Origin of the sequence: Campylobacter sp. CCS1377, assembly GCF_040008265.1 — a bacterium.
In the GTDB taxonomy this organism is placed as follows: Bacteria; Campylobacterota; Campylobacteria; order Campylobacterales; family Campylobacteraceae; genus Campylobacter_D.
The window spans coordinates 61,322-78,887 of the sequence record NZ_CP155620.1; the positions used below are offsets into that span (position 1 = coordinate 61,322).

The 17,566-nt window shown below is 31.5% G+C and carries 18 protein-coding genes and 1 pseudogene; 15 read left to right on the top strand and 4 right to left on the bottom strand.

All coding sequences use genetic code 11. The features are described 5' to 3' along the window. Positions 1-4 precede the first annotated feature (4 nt). Together AAH949_RS00335 and AAH949_RS00340 are read right to left on the bottom strand one after the other, a co-directional pair. Complete coding sequence (locus AAH949_RS00335; protein ID WP_348518642.1) at positions 5-1,189, bottom strand: hypothetical protein; 1,185 nt, start codon at positions 1,187-1,189, stop codon at positions 5-7. 2 nt (positions 1,190-1,191) lie between these two features. Beyond that, positions 1,192-1,647, bottom strand: coding sequence for a hypothetical protein (locus tag AAH949_RS00340; protein ID WP_348518643.1), 456 nt, complete (start codon positions 1,645-1,647; stop codon positions 1,192-1,194). Between the two features lie 434 nt (positions 1,648-2,081). Between AAH949_RS00340 and AAH949_RS00345 the strand changes: the two genes are divergently transcribed. The 15 genes and pseudogenes from AAH949_RS00345 to AAH949_RS00415 all read left to right on the top strand — a co-directional run bounded on the left by AAH949_RS00345 (position 2,082) and on the right by AAH949_RS00415 (position 15,328). Beyond that, complete coding sequence (locus AAH949_RS00345; RefSeq protein WP_134238238.1) at positions 2,082-2,663, top strand: 6-carboxytetrahydropterin synthase; 582 nt, start codon at positions 2,082-2,084, stop codon at positions 2,661-2,663. Further along, positions 2,663-2,845: pseudogene (locus AAH949_RS00350) on the top strand (cytochrome c); the annotation flags it as partial. The gene AAH949_RS00345 and the pseudogene AAH949_RS00350, both read left to right, overlap by 1 nt. An 11-nt stretch (positions 2,846-2,856) precedes the next feature. Next, on the top strand, positions 2,857-3,264 hold the full coding sequence (locus tag AAH949_RS00355) for a hypothetical protein (RefSeq protein ID WP_134238240.1): 408 nt from the start codon (positions 2,857-2,859) through the stop codon (positions 3,262-3,264). Between the two features lies 1 nt (position 3,265). Beyond that, positions 3,266-3,928: a 16S rRNA (uracil(1498)-N(3))-methyltransferase gene (locus AAH949_RS00360; RefSeq protein ID WP_134238241.1), complete on the top strand. Its 663-nt coding sequence runs from the start codon at positions 3,266-3,268 to the stop codon at positions 3,926-3,928. Between the two features lie 89 nt (positions 3,929-4,017). Beyond that, positions 4,018-4,218: a 50S ribosomal protein L31 gene (gene rpmE, locus AAH949_RS00365; RefSeq protein WP_134238242.1), complete on the top strand. Its 201-nt coding sequence runs from the start codon at positions 4,018-4,020 to the stop codon at positions 4,216-4,218. Then, positions 4,218-5,042 carry a 16S rRNA (cytidine(1402)-2'-O)-methyltransferase gene (rsmI, locus tag AAH949_RS00370; RefSeq protein ID WP_134238243.1) on the top strand — a complete coding sequence of 275 codons (825 nt, stop codon included), beginning with the start codon at positions 4,218-4,220 and terminating at the stop codon, positions 5,040-5,042. Before rpmE ends, rsmI begins: the two co-directional genes overlap by 1 nt. 13 nt (positions 5,043-5,055) lie before the next feature. Then, on the top strand, positions 5,056-5,736 hold the full coding sequence (rlmB, locus tag AAH949_RS00375; protein WP_134238244.1) for a 23S rRNA (guanosine(2251)-2'-O)-methyltransferase RlmB: 681 nt from the start codon (positions 5,056-5,058) through the stop codon (positions 5,734-5,736). Continuing rightward, positions 5,729-6,682 (top strand): hypothetical protein, encoded by a 954-nt coding sequence (locus tag AAH949_RS00380; protein ID WP_134238245.1) that lies wholly within the window; start codon positions 5,729-5,731, stop codon positions 6,680-6,682. Before rlmB ends, AAH949_RS00380 begins: the two co-directional genes overlap by 8 nt. Continuing rightward, a complete protein-coding gene (locus AAH949_RS00385) occupies positions 6,676-7,482 on the top strand; it encodes a hypothetical protein (RefSeq protein ID WP_134238246.1) in 807 nt (268 codons plus the stop codon). Before AAH949_RS00380 ends, AAH949_RS00385 begins: the two co-directional genes overlap by 7 nt. Positions 7,483-7,488: 6 nt before the next feature. After that, positions 7,489-8,694 (top strand): LL-diaminopimelate aminotransferase, encoded by a 1,206-nt coding sequence (locus AAH949_RS00390; protein ID WP_134238247.1) that lies wholly within the window; start codon positions 7,489-7,491, stop codon positions 8,692-8,694. Further along, the gene (locus tag AAH949_RS00395; RefSeq protein ID WP_348518644.1) at positions 8,695-9,948 is read left to right on the top strand and encodes a homoserine dehydrogenase; all 1,254 of its coding nucleotides are present in this window, start codon (positions 8,695-8,697) and stop codon (positions 9,946-9,948) included. Then, positions 9,948-10,286: a YraN family protein gene (locus AAH949_RS00400; protein ID WP_134238249.1), complete on the top strand. Its 339-nt coding sequence runs from the start codon at positions 9,948-9,950 to the stop codon at positions 10,284-10,286. The genes AAH949_RS00395 and AAH949_RS00400 overlap by 1 nt, the downstream gene beginning before the upstream one ends. Before the next feature lie 55 nt (positions 10,287-10,341). Next, positions 10,342-10,656, top strand: coding sequence for a thioredoxin (gene trxA / locus AAH949_RS00405; RefSeq protein ID WP_134238250.1), 315 nt, complete (start codon positions 10,342-10,344; stop codon positions 10,654-10,656). 129 nt (positions 10,657-10,785) lie between these two features. Beyond that, positions 10,786-11,724: a thioredoxin-disulfide reductase gene (trxB, locus tag AAH949_RS00410; RefSeq protein WP_348518645.1), complete on the top strand. Its 939-nt coding sequence runs from the start codon at positions 10,786-10,788 to the stop codon at positions 11,722-11,724. Positions 11,725-11,815: 91 nt separating this feature from the next. Then, positions 11,816-15,328: an acyl-[ACP]--phospholipid O-acyltransferase gene (locus AAH949_RS00415; protein ID WP_348519162.1), complete on the top strand. Its 3,513-nt coding sequence runs from the start codon at positions 11,816-11,818 to the stop codon at positions 15,326-15,328. Here the strand turns inward: AAH949_RS00415 and murG are convergent. Both murG and ftsW read right to left on the bottom strand, forming a co-directional pair. Continuing rightward, complete coding sequence (murG, locus tag AAH949_RS00420) at positions 15,306-16,313, bottom strand: undecaprenyldiphospho-muramoylpentapeptide beta-N-acetylglucosaminyltransferase (RefSeq protein WP_348518646.1); 1,008 nt, start codon at positions 16,311-16,313, stop codon at positions 15,306-15,308. The genes AAH949_RS00415 and murG overlap by 23 nt on opposite strands. Beyond that, positions 16,310-17,473, bottom strand: coding sequence for a putative lipid II flippase FtsW (gene ftsW, locus AAH949_RS00425; RefSeq protein WP_134238361.1), 1,164 nt, complete (start codon positions 17,471-17,473; stop codon positions 16,310-16,312). The genes murG and ftsW overlap by 4 nt, the downstream gene beginning before the upstream one ends. Between the last annotated feature and the right edge of the window lie 93 nt (positions 17,474-17,566).

Genomic DNA, 17,566 nt, shown 5'->3' on the forward strand with positions numbered 1-17,566 from the left:
CAAATTATATTGCAAAATGAATATTATCAAAGTCGTGAATTGTGTTAATAGAACCTGACCAAGAGTCAATTTCAAGCGTATTATTGGTTGTGTTTGTGTTATTGATTAAAGAATTTGAAGTATTCAGTTTACCATGTAAATTCGCCTGTGATACATCTGCTCCTTTTTGCAAGACAATTTTACCTGACGACTCGTTTGCGCTTGCCGAAGCATATATATTGCTAGAAATTTTACCTCCTGCTAGTATTACGGTATTATTTGTGGCTTTACCATTTTGACTGTATCCTCCATAAATATCTTTTGTTATTATCCCTCCAAAGATCGCAACTGTATTTTTTTCCACATTGCTATAATCACTATAGCCACCATAGATGCTTGAATTGATATGTCCATCATAAATTTCAACGATATTTTCTTTTACTTCTGTATTGGAAAGAGAGTAGCCACCATAAATACTTTGTTTGATTGTACCACCTGCTATTTTTATAGCGTTGTGATTTACTCCAATACCTTTTTTGTTGTCTTCAAAGGTTGTGCCGCTGTATCCACCGTATATAGTGCCATTTACAATGCCATTTGTGATTTCTATGTAGTTATTATTGATATCCCCATCTGTGTAATTGTATCCACCATATATATTAGAAACCGAACCGCCTTTTATAAATACCGCATTACCTGAATTTGGAAGAGATGAAAAATTTTCTCCACCTTTAATATCTGATTTAATTTCACCTGCAGAAATTATGACCATATTATTTTCAACGCTACCTGCTGATGAAGAACCGCCTATTATAGGTCCTTTTGAGATATAATGTTCTGATTTAACTTCTACTATATTACCATTTACCACGCCTTCTGTTGATGAACCGCCATATACAGTGCCAACAGTAATTCCACCATTTAAAATAACATAATTTTGACTGACTAAGCCCTTAAATGAAGAACCTCCCATAATTGTATCTACAACGCCATTTTTAAGCTCGACTATATTTTGAATGGCTTTTCCATTATCTTGAGTGGCGCCACCTACTGCAATGACAACATCTCTATCAATGGGATCTTCTGGGAATATAGGATCAACAGGATCAGCATCAGGCCATGCTGGTGGCTCATAATCATCAAGAATTTCTTTATAAAATTTAGTTTTTTCTGTATTCATATTTGTATTAATTACAACTTTATTGCCCAAAGCTACGCCATTGAGTTATCACTAATTGTAATTAAATTTGAAACCGTATCTTTGTATTCAGAGTATCCACCATAAACTTTCCATATCACTTGTGCATTATCAATGATAACTTTGTTGTTTGATGAGCTACCTGAATTAGTTTTGCTGCCGTAGAGATTATATATAGTTTGTCCGTTGCTGATTGTGATTTTATTATTCATCATATTTGTATTGCCATCACCAATACCACCTGCAACAGTATCAAACTGTCCTTCAAAACTACATTCTTTGCCATCTATTGTGTATTTATTTTTTTCTTTTATGGTGATAATAGAATTATCGCCTTTGCCTACGATTTGTCCATTATTTAAACTACATTCTTGAGCGTATATTGATGGAGAATTAAATAGGGCAAAAATCAGAATAGCGGAATGACTTAATAAGCGTTTTTTAAATTTATTATTTTGCAAAAATTGCATTTTGACCTCCTTTTAATATTTTTAAAGAAATCCATCGAACCAAATTTTTTTGTTTATGATTTTAAATTGTCCATAAGTTTTTATATTATTACCTCCCCAAATTTTAGATTTTGTATATCTACTTTTTATCTTTTTTGATAAAAATTGGAATAATTGTAACATATTTTCATAAAAAATAAAAAAATATAAATTTTTATGTTTTTTATCAGTTAAAAAATGATAATGAATAAATTTTTAATATATAAAATATTATATAAATTAAATAAAATGATATTGAATGAAAAATTATAATTTTAAATTTTATTAAATATATTTAATATTTTTTAGAATTTTTAATCAATTTGTTATATTTGAGGCATTTTTATATTTCAAAGTTTTATTTAAGGAGTATTTAAATAAATATTTTACAATTTAAAAAATTTTAAGGAAGAAATTTGATTATACGGAAGTTATTTGAATTTGAAAATGCGCATATTGTTAGATTTTGCAGTTCTAAAAGATGCAAAACAAGCATACATGGACATTCTTATAAGGTTGAAATTTTGCTTGAAAGCAAGTATTTAGATAATGCGGGTATGGTTTATGATTTTGGATTATTAAAAGATGAGATCAAACAAATTGTTGATAGCTTTGATCACACTATTACCCTATTTAAAGATGATGATAAGGAATATTTAGCACAGATGAAAAAGCATTCTAGTCGCTGGATTTCTTTGCCTGTAAATGTCAGTGCTGAGAATTTTTGCCGTATTTTTTTTATACTTATTGATACCTTGCTTAAAAAAACCATAATGGTTAATGGAGAAAAGGGTGTGAGTTTAAAATCTATCATTGTTCATGAAACAAGAACAGGCTACGCACAGGCTTTTGCAGAAGATGCTTATAGTGAGTTGATGCCTAAAATTTCATTAGATGATATAGAATTTTCACAAGGAGTAATAGCAGAATGGAAAGACGCAAATTTCTTTGAGAAATTAAAATCAGATTATGAATTTATCAATAAAAAGGAAGTGTGATGAGATATTTTCTAGGAATTTTTTTAATATTTTTATTCAGCGCTTGCACGCAAAATGATAATGTAAGTAAAAATAAAGCCAACGATGAGGAAGTAGTGCAAATCGAGCAAAATGATGAAAAAACCGAGTTGAATGAAAACAATTTACCTTTACCTATAGAAGATGATATCAATCAAAGTTTGCAAGGTTTGGAATAATGCAAGCACAGGAATTTTTTATTGCTTTGCATGTTTATAGTCTGTATGCGAGTGGTTTTTTAATGGCGTTGTATCTTATGCTTACCCAAGATCGTTTAACGAGCGAATTTGTTTTTATTAAACGCATTCGTTTGTTTTTGCCAATTTATTATTTATTTTTAGCTGTAGTGTTATTTACGGGTTCTTTACTGTTGGCTTTGAAATTTTTTCAAATGAATGCTTATTATTGGTCTATGATTTTTTCATGGTGTGTTATTTTATTTTTGGCTATTTTTCATTTCAAGCAGTTTAAGACAGCTAGGCGCTTAAGAAGATATGCTAAATTTAGAAAAATCAGTTTTTTTGTAATTTTTGTTGAAATTTTCCTTTTGTTTTTTCCTACTTTATTGAAAAATTATTTTTAAAATGCAATTTTTATACCATCAAGATGCCAAAAATTTAGAGCTTTTAATTGAAAATGAGGCTTTTTTACATCTTAAAGCAAGACGCGTTAAAGTTGGACAAGAGCTTTTTTTGAGAAATTTAAAAGACGAGTTTTTATACGGCTATGAAATTATAGAAATAGGCAGAAATTTTTGCAAATTGCATTTAAAAAGTCACTCACAAACTTATGAACAAAAATACCCATTTAGTATAGCTTTGGCTGTGATTGATACGAAAATTTTAGAAAAAACTTTGCCTTTTTTGAATGAGCTTGGCGTGGGGAAATTAATACTCGTTTATGCGGAGTTTTCACAAAAAAATTTCAAGCTTGATTTAAAGCGTTATGAGAGAATTTTGATTAATTCTTGTGAACAATGCGGACGCACGCATTTAATGGAATTTGAAATTTTTAAAGACATAAAAAGCTTTTGCCAAAAATATCAAAATGTGATTTTGTTAGATTTTGAAGGACAAAATTTGCAAGAGATTAAAGAGCCAAAAGAAAAGATTTTTTTCATAGGCCCTGAAGGAGGATTTTCACAGGCAGAACGTAGATGCTTTACGCAAAAAGTAAGGCTTGAATGTCAAAATATTTTAAAATCACAAACAGCTTTAATAGCCTTGAGTGCAAAAATTTTAATTTAACTAAAAATTAGCTTAAATTAAAGTTATTTTTATTTTAATTTATTATAATTACTTCTTATTTTTTTCTAACAATTACTAAGGAAAATTCAATGAAAAAAGACATACATCCAGAATATGTAGAATGCAAAGTAAGTTGTGCTTGCGGCAACACTTTCACAACAAAGTCTAATAAAAATGAGTTAAGAGTAGATATTTGCTCTAATTGCCATCCTTTTTTTACAGGTAGCGAAAAAATCGTAGATGCGGCAGGTCGTGTAGAGAAATTTAAGAAAAAATACGCAATGCAATAATGCTTTATTTTATTCCTACTCCTATAGGAAATTTAAGCGATATTTCTTTTCGTACTTTAGAGCTTTTAAAGACTTGCGAAATTTTAATTTGCGAAGATACAAGAGTTGCTAAGTCTTTAATTGCTTTGTTAAATTCTAAATACAAACTTCAAATTCAGCCCAAAACTTATCTTTCTTTTCATACTCATAATGAAAAAGAATTTTTTGCAAGAGTAGATATTGATTTTTTTAATCAAGATATTATATTTATGAGCGATGCAGGAATGCCTGGTATTAGCGATCCAGGACAATCTTTAATACAATTTGCTTGGGAAAATCAAATTCCTTATGAGGTTTTACCTGGTGCAAATGCGGCTTTACTTGCTATCGTAAGCTCAAGCTTTTGTAAAAAAGAATTTATTTTTATGGGTTTTTTACCAAATACAGGCAGACAAAGACAAAAAGATTTAGAAAAAGTATTGAAAAATCCTTATCCAAGTGTGATTTATGAGTCTCCTAAACGTATTTTAGATCTTATAGAAAGTATTGCAAAATTAGAACCTCAAAGAGAAATTTTTGCCATTAAAGAGGCGACTAAAAAATTTGAAAAAAAATTCAAAAATACCGCACAAAATTTAGTTACAGAACTTAAAAATCATAATTTAAATGGCGAGTGGGTTGTTGTGATAAAAGAAAATGGGGAAGAATTCACTCAAGGAGCTTTATGTGAGAGTGATATTTTAGAACTTGAGTTACCATTAAAGACAAAAAGTAAATTATTAGCCAAATTAAGTGGAAAAAATGCAAAAGAAATATATCAAAAACTACATTTAAGTAAATTTTAGATATTATTTTTCAATGGTAGTTTATGGCAAACAAATATTTTTTTATATTTTAAAAAATCACAAAGAATTAGTCAATGAGCTTTATCTTGCTAAAGAGTGCGATAAAGAGAGTTTTAGGTTAATTGCGAATTCGGGATTTAAGGTTAAAAGACTTGATTTTAAAACTGCGCAAGCTTATGCAAAGGGTGGAAATCATCAAGGCTTTTTAATGGATATAAAAGATTATGAATTTGCATGCTTTTCTAAGGTAAAATCCGCTCAATTTATCGTCATACTTTACGGTTTAAGTGATGTTGGAAATATAGGAGCCATAGCAAGAACGGCTTATGCTTTGGGTGTTGATGCTTTGATTTATATTGGTGAAAATTTGGCAATGGAAGGAGTGATACGCACAAGTAGTGGTGCGGCGCTTGATTTACCTATAGTTGCAACTAAAGATATTTCAAGTGTTTTAAATGAGTTAAAACAGCAAGGTTTTTATCTATACGCTAGCGATGGCAGCGGAAAAGACATACACACGGTAAAAATAAAGGAAAAAAAGGCTTTAATTTTAGGAAGTGAAGGTTTTGGTATAGCACCAAAGATAGTAAAAAAATGCGATGAATGTGTGGGTATTACAATGAAAAATAGTTTTGATAGCCTTAATGTAAGCGCCGCATTTGCAATACTTTGTGATAGGATGGTTAATGGATAATTTTAACAAAATACAAAATTTGGATTTAAAAGAAGCGGTTCGAAGAACTCAAATTGAATATGATTTTTTAGAAGCATTGGTACAGAAAGATTTTGCAACTTTGCAACGATTTAATGTCAGAGGCTTTTTAAAAATTTTAAGCAAAGAATACGACATTGATTTTACTGAATTTATGGAAGAATTCGATGCTTATTTGGAAGAAAATGCATCAAATTTAAAGCCAGCGAGCAAAACCATTATCATTCCTAAACTTGATGCGTATGCGAGTAAAAATTCCGGTCTTTGGCAGTGGTTTATAGGATTTATTATTGTTGGTGTAATAGGCGGTGGGGTGTATTATTATGATGTGATTTCTTTGATTAGCAATAAAGCGGGTATTGCAAATTCCGAAGAAAGTACTCCTTTGCAAAATGGTGTTGTTGTGGTAGATAATCAATCAATCCAAAAAGATATGCAAGAAAATGATAATGCTCTTGTTTTGGCGGAAAATGCAGAGGATAATCTCATTGAACAAAATGCAAGTAAAGAACAGGAGCAAGTTTTGGAAAATAATACTTCTGCGCCGACTTTGTTTGCACAAAATACGGATCAGAATATTGAAAATAATATAAGTCAAGAAGATGTAAATATTCAAGAAGAGCTCGTAAAACCAAAATTTAGTGAAGCCCAATTTGCAAGCTCGGATAAAATTTGGGTGGGATTTATAGATATAAAAACCCTTAAAAAAACTTCCCTTGTAAAAAATAAAAAATTTAGTGTCAATCTTGTTAATGGCGGAGATAGATTGATGGTCATTGGAACTAATGCCATTACAATGATTGATGAAAATGGCAATGAATTTAAGTATCCTGCAGGAAAGCTAAAGCGCTTTATTATCCGTGATAATACCATAAGAAATATAGATTTAGCTGAGTTTGCAAAATATAATAAGGGCAAGGGATGGTAAGGTTTTTTTTTATTATTGTATTTTTATCAAATCAACTTTTGGCATTAACAGCACTTGAACTTGCAGAGCATATGGTAGATGATGTAAGCAAACAAAATAAATTAAGAGCTTTATTTGATAATAAAAATTATCAAGATTCAAATGGAAATTTAGATATTGATAAAATCACAAGAACGCTTAAGATTAATTCTTTGATTGATTTTGCTTTAAAAGAACCAGCTACAATGCGAATTTCTTTTAAAGCAAAAACTGAGGGAATACTTTTTTTTAAGATTGTTAACGATGCTTTAAATAATTCAGGTTTTATTTATTTTACTCCCATTGATTTAAGTTTAAGAGACGGCAATATTTTTTATCAGATAGAAGTGCAATCTCAGTATATTCTTGATTCTGGAAGTTTTTATAATCTTTTAAAACAAAATTCTGTTTTTATTGAAGATGTTCAAAAAGTGGGAGCTTTTGATTACGAATATACTCTAGATTTCTCAAAAGCTTTTTTAAAACCTAATGTGAATGTGCCTTTAAATGAAGAGGTTGTTTTAGAGAAACCTTTAAGAGATTATATTGTTTTGTTGCAAGGTGCAAAAAGTATAGAAATTACCTCAAATTCTATGGATGTATGGTTTGCAAAAATTATATTTTTGGATCAAAATTTAAATTTAATTCGTGCGGTTCAAAGCTCTACGAAAAGTGATAAATTTAAAGATTTTATTCCCAGCGGTGCAGTTTATGCTATTATAGGCGATATATTTACTCTTGATAATATACGCAGAGGTTTAACTATTTATCTAAAAAAGTGAGACAAAATGTTTGAAGAAATTCATTTTAATACCATAGAAAGACTTCCAAATTATGTTTTTGCAGAAGTAAATGCAATCAAAATGGCAGCAAGAAGAGCTGGAGCAGATATCATCGATTTTTCTATGGGAAATCCTGATGGCAAAACACCACAACACATCATTGATAAGCTTTGTGAAAGTGCAAACAAAGACAAGACTTCGGGTTATTCAACTTCTATGGGAATTTATAAACTCCGTTTAGCCATTTGTAATTGGTATAAAAGAAAATATGGCGTGAATTTAGATCCAGATAGCGAAGTGGTAGCTACTATGGGTTCTAAGGAAGGCTTTGTAAATTTAGCAAGAGCGATTATTAATCCTGGCGATGTTGCTATAGTACCAACTCCTGCTTATCCTATCCATACTCAAGCTTTTATCATTGCAGGGGGAAATGTGGCTAAAATGCCTTTAATTTATAATGAAAAATTTGAGCTTGATGAAAATCAATTTTTTGAAGATTTAAATAGAACTTTACATGAAAGCATTCCGCGTCCAAAATATGTAGTGGTAAATTTTCCACACAATCCTACCACTGTGACTTGCGAAAAAAGCTTTTATGAAAGACTTGTTGCAACTGCTAAAAAAGAAAGATTTTATATTATTTCAGATATTGCTTATGCAGATCTTACTTATGATGAGTATAAAACTCCATCTATTTTAGAAGTAGAAGGCGCAAAAGATGTAGCAGTAGAAACTTATACGCTTTCAAAATCTTATAATATGGCAGGTTGGCGTGTGGGTTTTGTTGTGGGCAATAAACGCTTAGTGGCTGCACTTAAGAAGATAAAATCATGGTTTGATTATGGTATGTATACACCTATACAAGTAGCTGCTACTATAGCTTTAGATGGGGATCAAAAATGTGTTGATGAAATTAGGGCTACTTATGATAAAAGAATGCATATTTTACTTGAAGCCTTTGAAAATGCTGGTTGGAAGCTTTCAAAACCAAGGGCAAGTATGTTTGTGTGGGCAAGATTACCTGAAAGTAAAATGCATTTAAAGAGTTTAGAATTTTCAAAACAACTCTTGCAAAGTGCAAGTGTGGCAGTAAGCCCTGGTATTGGTTTTGGTGAAGCGGGTGATGAGTATGTAAGAATAGCTTTAATAGAAAATGAAAATCGTATCCGACAAGCTGCAAGAAATATTAAAAAATATTTAAAAGAAGAATAAATGAGAGTAGCAATTTTAGGTTATGGAGTTGTAGGAAGTGCAGTTGTAGAAACTTTACTTAAAAATCAAGAGCTTATTAAAGCAAGGTGTAATGAAGAAATAATCCCTGTTGTAGCTTTAGCAAGAAGTACTAAAAAAAATGCTTTAATACCTGTGGTAAATGATATAGAAGAAATTTTAAACCGCGATGATATTGATGTTTTTGTAGAGCTTATGGGTGGTATTGAAACACCTTTGAAATTAATTAGCGAAATTCTACAAAGAAAAAAAGCAGTAGTTACTGCCAATAAAGCTTTGCTTGCTTATCATAGAGAAGAGCTAGAAAAATTAGCCCAAAATACAGCTTTTGGTTATGAGGCTAGTGTTGCAGGTGGAATTCCTATTATAAAAATTTTAAAAGAAGGATTAAGTGCAAATAATATTTTTTGCATTAAAGGAATTTTAAATGGAACTAGCAATTATATTTTAACCCAAATGAGTAAAGGGGGTATTGATTTTAATTCTGTGCTAAAAAAAGCACAAGAATTAGGCTATGCAGAAGCTGATCCTACTTTTGACATTGAAGGGCAAGATGCAGCACATAAGCTTTTAATCTTGGCTAATATTGCTTATGGTTTGCGTGCAAAACCTGAAGATATTTTAATAGAAGGTATTAGCAAAGTGAGTGATGAGGATATTTATTTTGCTAATGAATTTGAATACACGATTAAACATTTGGGTATTGCAAAAATTAAAGATGATAAAGTAGAACTTCGCGTGCATCCTGCGATGATGAGTCGTGATAAAATGCTTGCCAAAGTAGATGGCGTGATGAATGCTATTAGTATTTATGGAGATGTTTTAGGCGAAAGTTTGTATTATGGAGCAGGAGCGGGTGGCAAGGCTACTGCAAGTGCAGTGATAGCGGATTTAATAGACATAGCTAGAAAAGAAAAAAATTCTGCTATTTTTGGCTACTTAAATGATACTAAATATAAGCTTTTGCCAAAAGAAGAAAGCTATACAAAATATTATTTAAGACTAAAAGTAGAAGACAAAATCGGGGTTTTGTCTAAAATTACTCAAATGATGAGTGAGCATGAAATTTCTATTGATAGCTTTTTGCAAAAACCTAAAAAAGAGCAGGAAAATTCCGCAGTGTTATTTTTTGTAACACATCAAACTTATGAAAAAAATATACAAATTTTAATGCAAAAACTTAAAGAACAAGAATTTGTAAAAGATGATGTTTTTATGATAAGAATCGAAGATTAATGGGTTTAGCTGAATATCTTTTTGGCATGAAGGCAGAAGATAGAGCTTGTAAATTTTTAAAAAAGCAAGGCTATAAAATTATAGAACGCAATTTTCATTCTAAATTTGGTGAAATAGATATCATTGCTAAAAAGAATGAAATTTTGCATTTTATAGAAGTAAAAAGTACTGCAGGAGATTATGAAGTCGCTGAACGCTTGAATGCTAAAAAATATGAAAAGATTTTAAAGACTATTGAATTTTATACGCTCAAAAAAGGAATTTGCAACGATTTTCAACTTGATCTCATTTGTATTAAAAATGATGTGATAGAATTTGCTGAAAATATCAGTTTTTAAGCTAATATTTTTTTTATTTGATTAAAATAGCAAATAAAAATTTAAGGAGAAAATTATGGGAAAATATATTGAGTTAACTTCTGAGAATTTTGCAGAAGCAAAAGAAGGTGTAGCATTGGTTGATTTTTGGGCACCATGGTGCGGACCTTGTAGAATGCTTGCTCCAGTTATTGATGAGCTTGCAAATGATTTTGATGGAAAGGCAAAAATTTGCAAAGTAAACACCGATGAACAAGGCGATTTGGCTGCAGAATTTGGTGTTCGTTCTATTCCTACGCTTATTTTCTTTAAAAATGGTGAAGTGGTAGATCAACTTGTGGGTGCACAATCAAAACAAGCAATTAGCGATAAACTCAATTCTTTATTATAATTTTAAGCCACTTTTTGTGGCTTTTTCTGACTTTAATCTTCTTTTTTATCAAATAATAATTTTTATTAACTACTATTAAGAATAATTTGTATATCATTATCAATAAAAATCAAAAATAAAGGAAAAACAATGTTAGATGTAGCAATTATAGGTGGAGGTCCTGCTGGACTTAGTGCTGGACTTTATGCCACAAGAGGTGGACTTAAAAATGTAGTGATGTTTGAAAAAGGTATGCCAGGAGGTCAAATTACTTCAAGTTCTGAAATCGAAAATTATCCAGGTGTAGCACAAGTTATGGATGGAATTTCTTTTATGGCACCTTGGAGTGAGCAATGCATGCGTTTTGGCTTAAAGCACGAAATGGTAGGCGTGGAACAAGTTAGTAAAAATGCTGATGGAACTTTTACTATAAAGCTTGAAGGTGGTAAAAGTGAGCTTGCGAAAGCAGTGATTGTTTGTACAGGTTCTGCACCAAAAAGAGCAGGTTTTAAAGGTGAAGATGAATTTTTTGGTAAAGGTGTGAGTACTTGTGCGACTTGTGATGGATTTTTTTATAAAAATAAAGAAGTGGCGGTTTTAGGTGGTGGCGATACGGCTTTAGAAGAAGCTTTGTATCTAGCAAATATTTGTTCTAAAGTTTATTTGATTCACCGCAGAGATGAATTTAGAGCTGCTCCGTCAACTGTTGAAAAAGTAAAGAAAAATGAAAAAATTGAGCTTATTACTAGTGCTAGCGTTGATGAGGTATATGGCGATAAAATGGGTGTTACGGGTGTAAAAATAAAATTAAAAGATGGTAGCATTAGGGATTTAAATGTGCCTGGGATTTTCACTTTTGTAGGCTTGAATGTAAGAAATGAAATTTTAAAGCAAGACAATGGAAGCTTTTTGTGTGATATGGAAGAAGGCGGACAAGTAAGTGTAAATCTTAAAATGCAAACAAGTGTTGCAGGGCTTTTTGCAGCAGGAGATCTTAGAAAAGACGCCCCAAAACAAGTTATTTGCGCAGCAGGAGATGGAGCAGTAGCGGCACTTAGTGCTATGGCTTATATAGAAAGCTTGCATTAATCTTTTGGATTTGCTTTTGACTGAAATTTGTTTTTGATTAAATTTTAAAAGCAAATTTTAGCTATAATCTTTGTTTTATTAAAAAATGGAGATTATAGTTATGTCTTTGTTAAAAATTTATGGAGTTATTCCTTTTTTAATTGTTGGTTTTATTAATGCCTTTGTAGATTTGGGGCATAAAATCATTATCCAAAATACTATATATAAAATTTACACAGGTCCTGAACAATTATTTTTAATTTCAATCGTTAATGCTCTAATGATACTTCCTTTCATTATGGTGCTTTCCCCTTCTGGCTTTTTGGCTGATAAATTTCCAAAAAATTCTGTGATGAAAATTTCAGCTTGGTTTTCAGTTGCTTTAACTTGTATTATTTGTATTTGTTATTTTCTCGGGGCTTTTTGGCTCGCTTTTGTTATGACTTTTATTATGGGAGTGCAGTCTGCAATTTACTCTCCTGCTAAATATGGTTATATTAAAGAATTAGTTGGAAAAGATTTGCTTGCTTTAGGAAATGGTGCAATTTCAGCTGTTAGTATAGTGGCTATTTTAGCCGGTATGAGCGTATTTTCTTTTAGTTTTGAGTTACTTTATGATCCAAATTTAAGTGATCAAAATGCTGTGTTGAGACAAATTGCCCCTTTGGGATTTTTGTTGATTTTATTTGCTGGTTTTGAGCTTTTTATGGCGTATCGTTTGCCTAAATTAAAAGAAACTTTAGATATTAAATTTGATAAAGACAGATATTTAAAAGGGCAGTATTTAAAGGAAAATATCAAACTTATTACTAAGGATAAAATTATTTGGCTTTGTGTAGTAGGTATCGCACTTTTTTGGTCTATTTCCCAGCTTTATTTAGTAGCTTTTCCTAATTTTACAAAAAGTATTTTGCTAGAAGAGAATACTTTTTTTGTGCAAATTACAATGGCTTGTTCTGGAATTGGCGTTATTTTTGGCTCTTTAATTGCTGGGCGTTTTTCTAAAAATTATATCGAACTAGGTCTTATTCCATTTGGAGCTTTAGGTGTCTTTCTTGCAACTTTTTTAACTCCTCATTTTGAAAGCTTGTATATTCATTCTATCATTTTCTTTTTCTTTGGTTTGTGTGGAGCATTTTTTATCATTCCTTTAAATTCTTTAATGCAATTTTATGCCAAAGAAAATGACTTAGGAAAAATTCTAGCAGGCAATAATTTCATACAAAATGTCAGCATGTTGGTGTTTTTAATTTTTGCAACTTTATGTGCGTATTTTGAATTAAGGGTTGAAAATTTATTTTATTTTATTATGTTGGTAAGTTTTTTTGGTGCTTGTTATGTGGTATTTAAATTGCCTTTTTCTTTGGTGCGCTTATTGGTAAGTTTTGCATTTTTTCAAAGATATGATTTATTGGTAGAAGGGTTTAAAAATGTGCCTGAAAAAGGTGGAGTTTTATTGCTTGGAAATCATGTTTCATTTATAGATTGGGCTATAGTACAAATGGCTATGCCTAGAAAAGTGCATTTTGTAATGGAGCGTAGCATTTATTCAAAATGGTATATACGCATTTTTTTAGATCGTTTTGGGGTTATTCCCGTGTCAAGTGGGGCAAGTAAAGGTGCTTTTGAGCTTGTGTCTAGTTATCTTAAAAAGGGTGAAGTGGTTTGTCTTTTCCCAGAAGGTGTGCTTTCAAGACACGGACATTTAAATGAATTTAAAGCAGGTTTTGAGCATATTGGTAAGATGCTAGAAGAAAGTGAAAGCGTGATTTTGCCTTTTTATATCCGCGGTCTTTGGGGTAGTAGTTTTTCAAGAAGTGATGAGGAATTTTCTGCAAGACATAGAAGTTTAAGTAAGAGAAATATTGCTATTGTGTTTGGAAAAATTATGAGTATTCATTCAACTAAAGAAGAGGTTAAAAGCAAGGTTTTTGAGCTTTCTTTTAAAGCGTGGGAATCTCAATGTCTTGCGATGCAAACCATTGCTAGGGTTTGGATTGATAATGCGAAGAGAAATCTTTCTCGCATTGCTATCATTGATACTATCACAGGCAGTATGACTTATAGAAGGCTTTTGGCACTTACTTTAATGCTTTCTTTGGAAATTAAGAAAAATACACAAAAATTTGATATTAAACCCAAACAAGGAGCTTATGCTCCACCACAAGAGTGTGTAGGGATTTTATTGCCTGCTTCAATGGCGAGCTCAATGTGTAATCTTGCCACACTCATTGCGCAAAAAATCGTTGTAAATTTAAATTTCACAGCAGGAAATAAGGCCTTAAACGCGGCAATTGAAAATGCAGGCATTAAGCAAATTTATACTTCAAGAAAATTCCTTGAAAAACTTAACAATAAAGGCGTTTACTTTGAATTTGGCACGGATATAAATTGGGTTTATATGGAAGATATTGTTGCGGAATTTAAAGCTAAAAAATTAAAAATTTTAAGCTTTTTGGCTATGGCGAGTTTTTTGCCATCTTTTGCATTAAAAAGTATTTTTTCTCCACAAAATAATAATCTCGCAGTTGCAGCTATACTCTTTAGCAGCGGAAGTGAGGGACAGCCAAAAGGTGTGATGTTAAATCATAGAAATATTTTAAGTAATATCTCTCAAATTTCTGATGTGCTTTGTACAAAAGATGACGATGTTATGCTTTCATCTTTACCGCCATTCCATGCTTTTGGTTTAAGCGTAACAACTTTTTTACCGCTTCTAGATTCTATTATTAGCGTGACTTTTGCAGATCCAACCGATGCTTTGGGCGTTGCAAAGGCTGTAGCTAAAAATAATATTACGATTATGTGTGGAACTTCTACTTTTCTTGGAATTTATGCAAGAAATAAAAAACTTGATGCTTTGATGTTTGAAAGCTTGCGTGTTGTTGTTAGTGGCGCTGAAAAACTTAAGAGTGAGGTAAGAACAGCTTTTGAGATGAAATTTCATAAAAGAATTTATGAGGGTTATGGGGCGACTGAAACGACTCCAGTGGCCAGTGTGAATTTACCAAATAAATTTGATGTGGATTATTGGGTTTGTCATAGAGGTACTAAAGAAGGAAGTGTGGGAATGCCTTTGCCTGGAACGGCTGTAAGGATTGTTGATCCTAATACTTTAGAAACTTTAAAAAACAACGAAGACGGTTTGATTTTGGTTGGCGGACATCAAGTTATGGTGGGTTATCTTAATGATAAAGAAAAAACCGATGAGGTTATTGTTGATATTGATGATATTCGTTGGTATAAAACCGGCGATAAAGGGCATTTAGATGATGATGGATTTTTATATATTGTTGATCGATATTCTCGTTTTGCTAAAATCGGTGGAGAAATGATTTCTTTAGGGGCTTTGGAAGAAGAAATTGCCAAAAACCTTTCTGGAAAGGATATAAAATTCTGTGCTGTAGCTTTAGAAGAAGAAAAGAAAGGCGAGATGATAGTTTTATTGCTTGAATGCAATGAAAATGAGTATGAAGAGCTTTGCGCACAGATAAAAACTTCTGCTATGCCAGCAATTTTTAAACCGAGTCATTATTTAAGAGTTGAAAAAATTCCACTTCTTGGTTCTGGGAAAGTGGATTTAAAAGGTGCAAAAGAATTAGCTAGAGAACTTCTTGGAGCATAAAATCCGCTCCATTTTTTTGCACAATATCTTTTAATCTTGAAGAAATATCTTCTAAATTCATTGCCAAAATTGCTTTTAAAATAGCATTTTCATTTTTGGCTTGCTCTTGGGTGAAAATTTGACATAAAGCTTTATCTTGTAAAAATTTCGCATTGAAGTATTGATGATTTTTTGCCGCGTAAGCAAAAGGGATAAAAAGTGCAGGTAAGGTGTTAGCGCAAAGTTCAAAAAGCGTGCTAGCACCAGCTCTTGAGATAGCTAAATCTGCCTTTTGCATTTTTAATTCCAAGTGATTATCAAAGGCAAAAAGATCTACTTGTATGTTTAATTTTTCATACTCTTTTTTGCAAAGCTCATAATCATTTTTACCACATTGATGAATGATGCTAATGCCTTTTGCGTTAAGTTCACAGGCGAGTTTTAATGCAAGTTGATTGATAAAATTTGCACCCTGTGAGCCACCTAAAAATATAATGCTTTTAAGCTCACTTCGTTTTCTAGCACTGTTAAAAAATTTTTCATCCACAGGATAAGGACAAAATGTATTTTCAAAAGCACTGAAAAATTTTTTGCTAAAAGGCTTGAGTAAAGAATTTAAACTGCCTTTTTTTGAATTTTGCTCGTGGATAAAAAGTGGAGTGCGAGAAAAAATCGCACCAAAAGCTGCAGGAGCGCTACTGTATCCGCCTACGCTAAAAACCGCTTGGATATTGTGTTGTCTAAGAATTTTCTTGCATTCAAAACTTAGTTTTAGGATATGGATAAAAGATTTTAATTTTCCAAATCCTTTTTTATTCACAACACCGCTACTGGATAAAAAATATTTTGCCTCAAATTTATCTTCATTTTCAAACCAAGCCTTATCTTGTCCATTTTGACTACCTATGTAAATGCATTCTAAATTTCTTTTTTTTGCACTTTCTAGTATGCATTTAGCTATGCTTAAGTGTCCGCCTGTTCCACCGCCTGTGATTGCTATTTTCATAATTTAACCTTTTTTGAAATCATTAATACATATCCAAGTCCTATACAAATGGCCCACATTGAACTTCCTCCATAACTTAAAAGTGGTACCGCAACACCTTTAAGCGGAGTCAGAGAAATGATGCCAAAAGCATTCATAAAAAATGAGAATAAAAGCAAAAGTGCAATTCCGGAGCAAAAGATGAAGTGAATTTTACTTTCGCAACGCCCAGCTATTTTAAAAATTCTTAAAATCATCCATAAATACAAAAAGCAAACAAAGCTCAGTCCCACTAAGCCTATCTCTTCAGTAATACCTGAAAGAACGAAGTCTGTATGCACTTCACTTAAAAAACCTAATTTAAAAATTCCAAGTCCCAAACCTTCGCCAAAAATTCCCCCATGTGCTATAGCATTTAAGGAGTGTGAAATTTGATAGGGTTCAGAATTTGCACTCACTCTTAATGCGTTGGCTATCCAGTCAGGAAAAAGTGGCAAGAAAGCATCTTGTATATTTCCCCACCAACTTGTAATGCGTTGAATTCTTCTTTGGTTGCTAAAAATAACTAAAATTCCAATCATTGCAATAATGACAAGCCCAAAGGCAAATAATCTTTTACTCGCTCCTGCAAAAAAAGCCAAAGCTAAAATGATGAAAAATGAAATTACGCTCTGTCCTAAGTCATTTTGAGTCATGTAAATATAGCCTATCAATAAAGTCGCAACGATACAATAAGGCAATAAAATCAAAATTTCGTGCTTAATGGCTTTTTTACTATCATCAATGCGTCTTGTGTAACTCCAAGCTAAAAAATAAATGAGTCCAATTTTAAAAAATTCAACCGGAGAAATTGAAATAGGCCCAAGTCTTATCCAGCGTTTTGCACCACCACTTGCTGTAGCAAGAGAAGAAGGTAAAAAAGGCAAGATAATGATACAAATTACCGAAAATATCAGTAAAAAAGTGATGGGTTTGTAAGAATTGGGATTATTAGGATTTAATTTTGAAATGAAAAACATAATTAAAATTCCACTCACTCCAAAAAAAAGTTGCCTTATAAAAAAATGAAATTCGCCGTATTCAAAATAAAGTACAGTAAAAGCCGTAAGAGAATAGGAAAAAACAATACCTATAGCAATTAATGTTGAAGCGATATAAAACAATTTTTTATCAGCCAAAATGTCCCTCATTTTTATAAAATAAACGATTATTTTATAAAAAAATCTCTTAAAATAAGTGCAAAATAAAAGTGTAAAAATGAAAATAAAATTTTG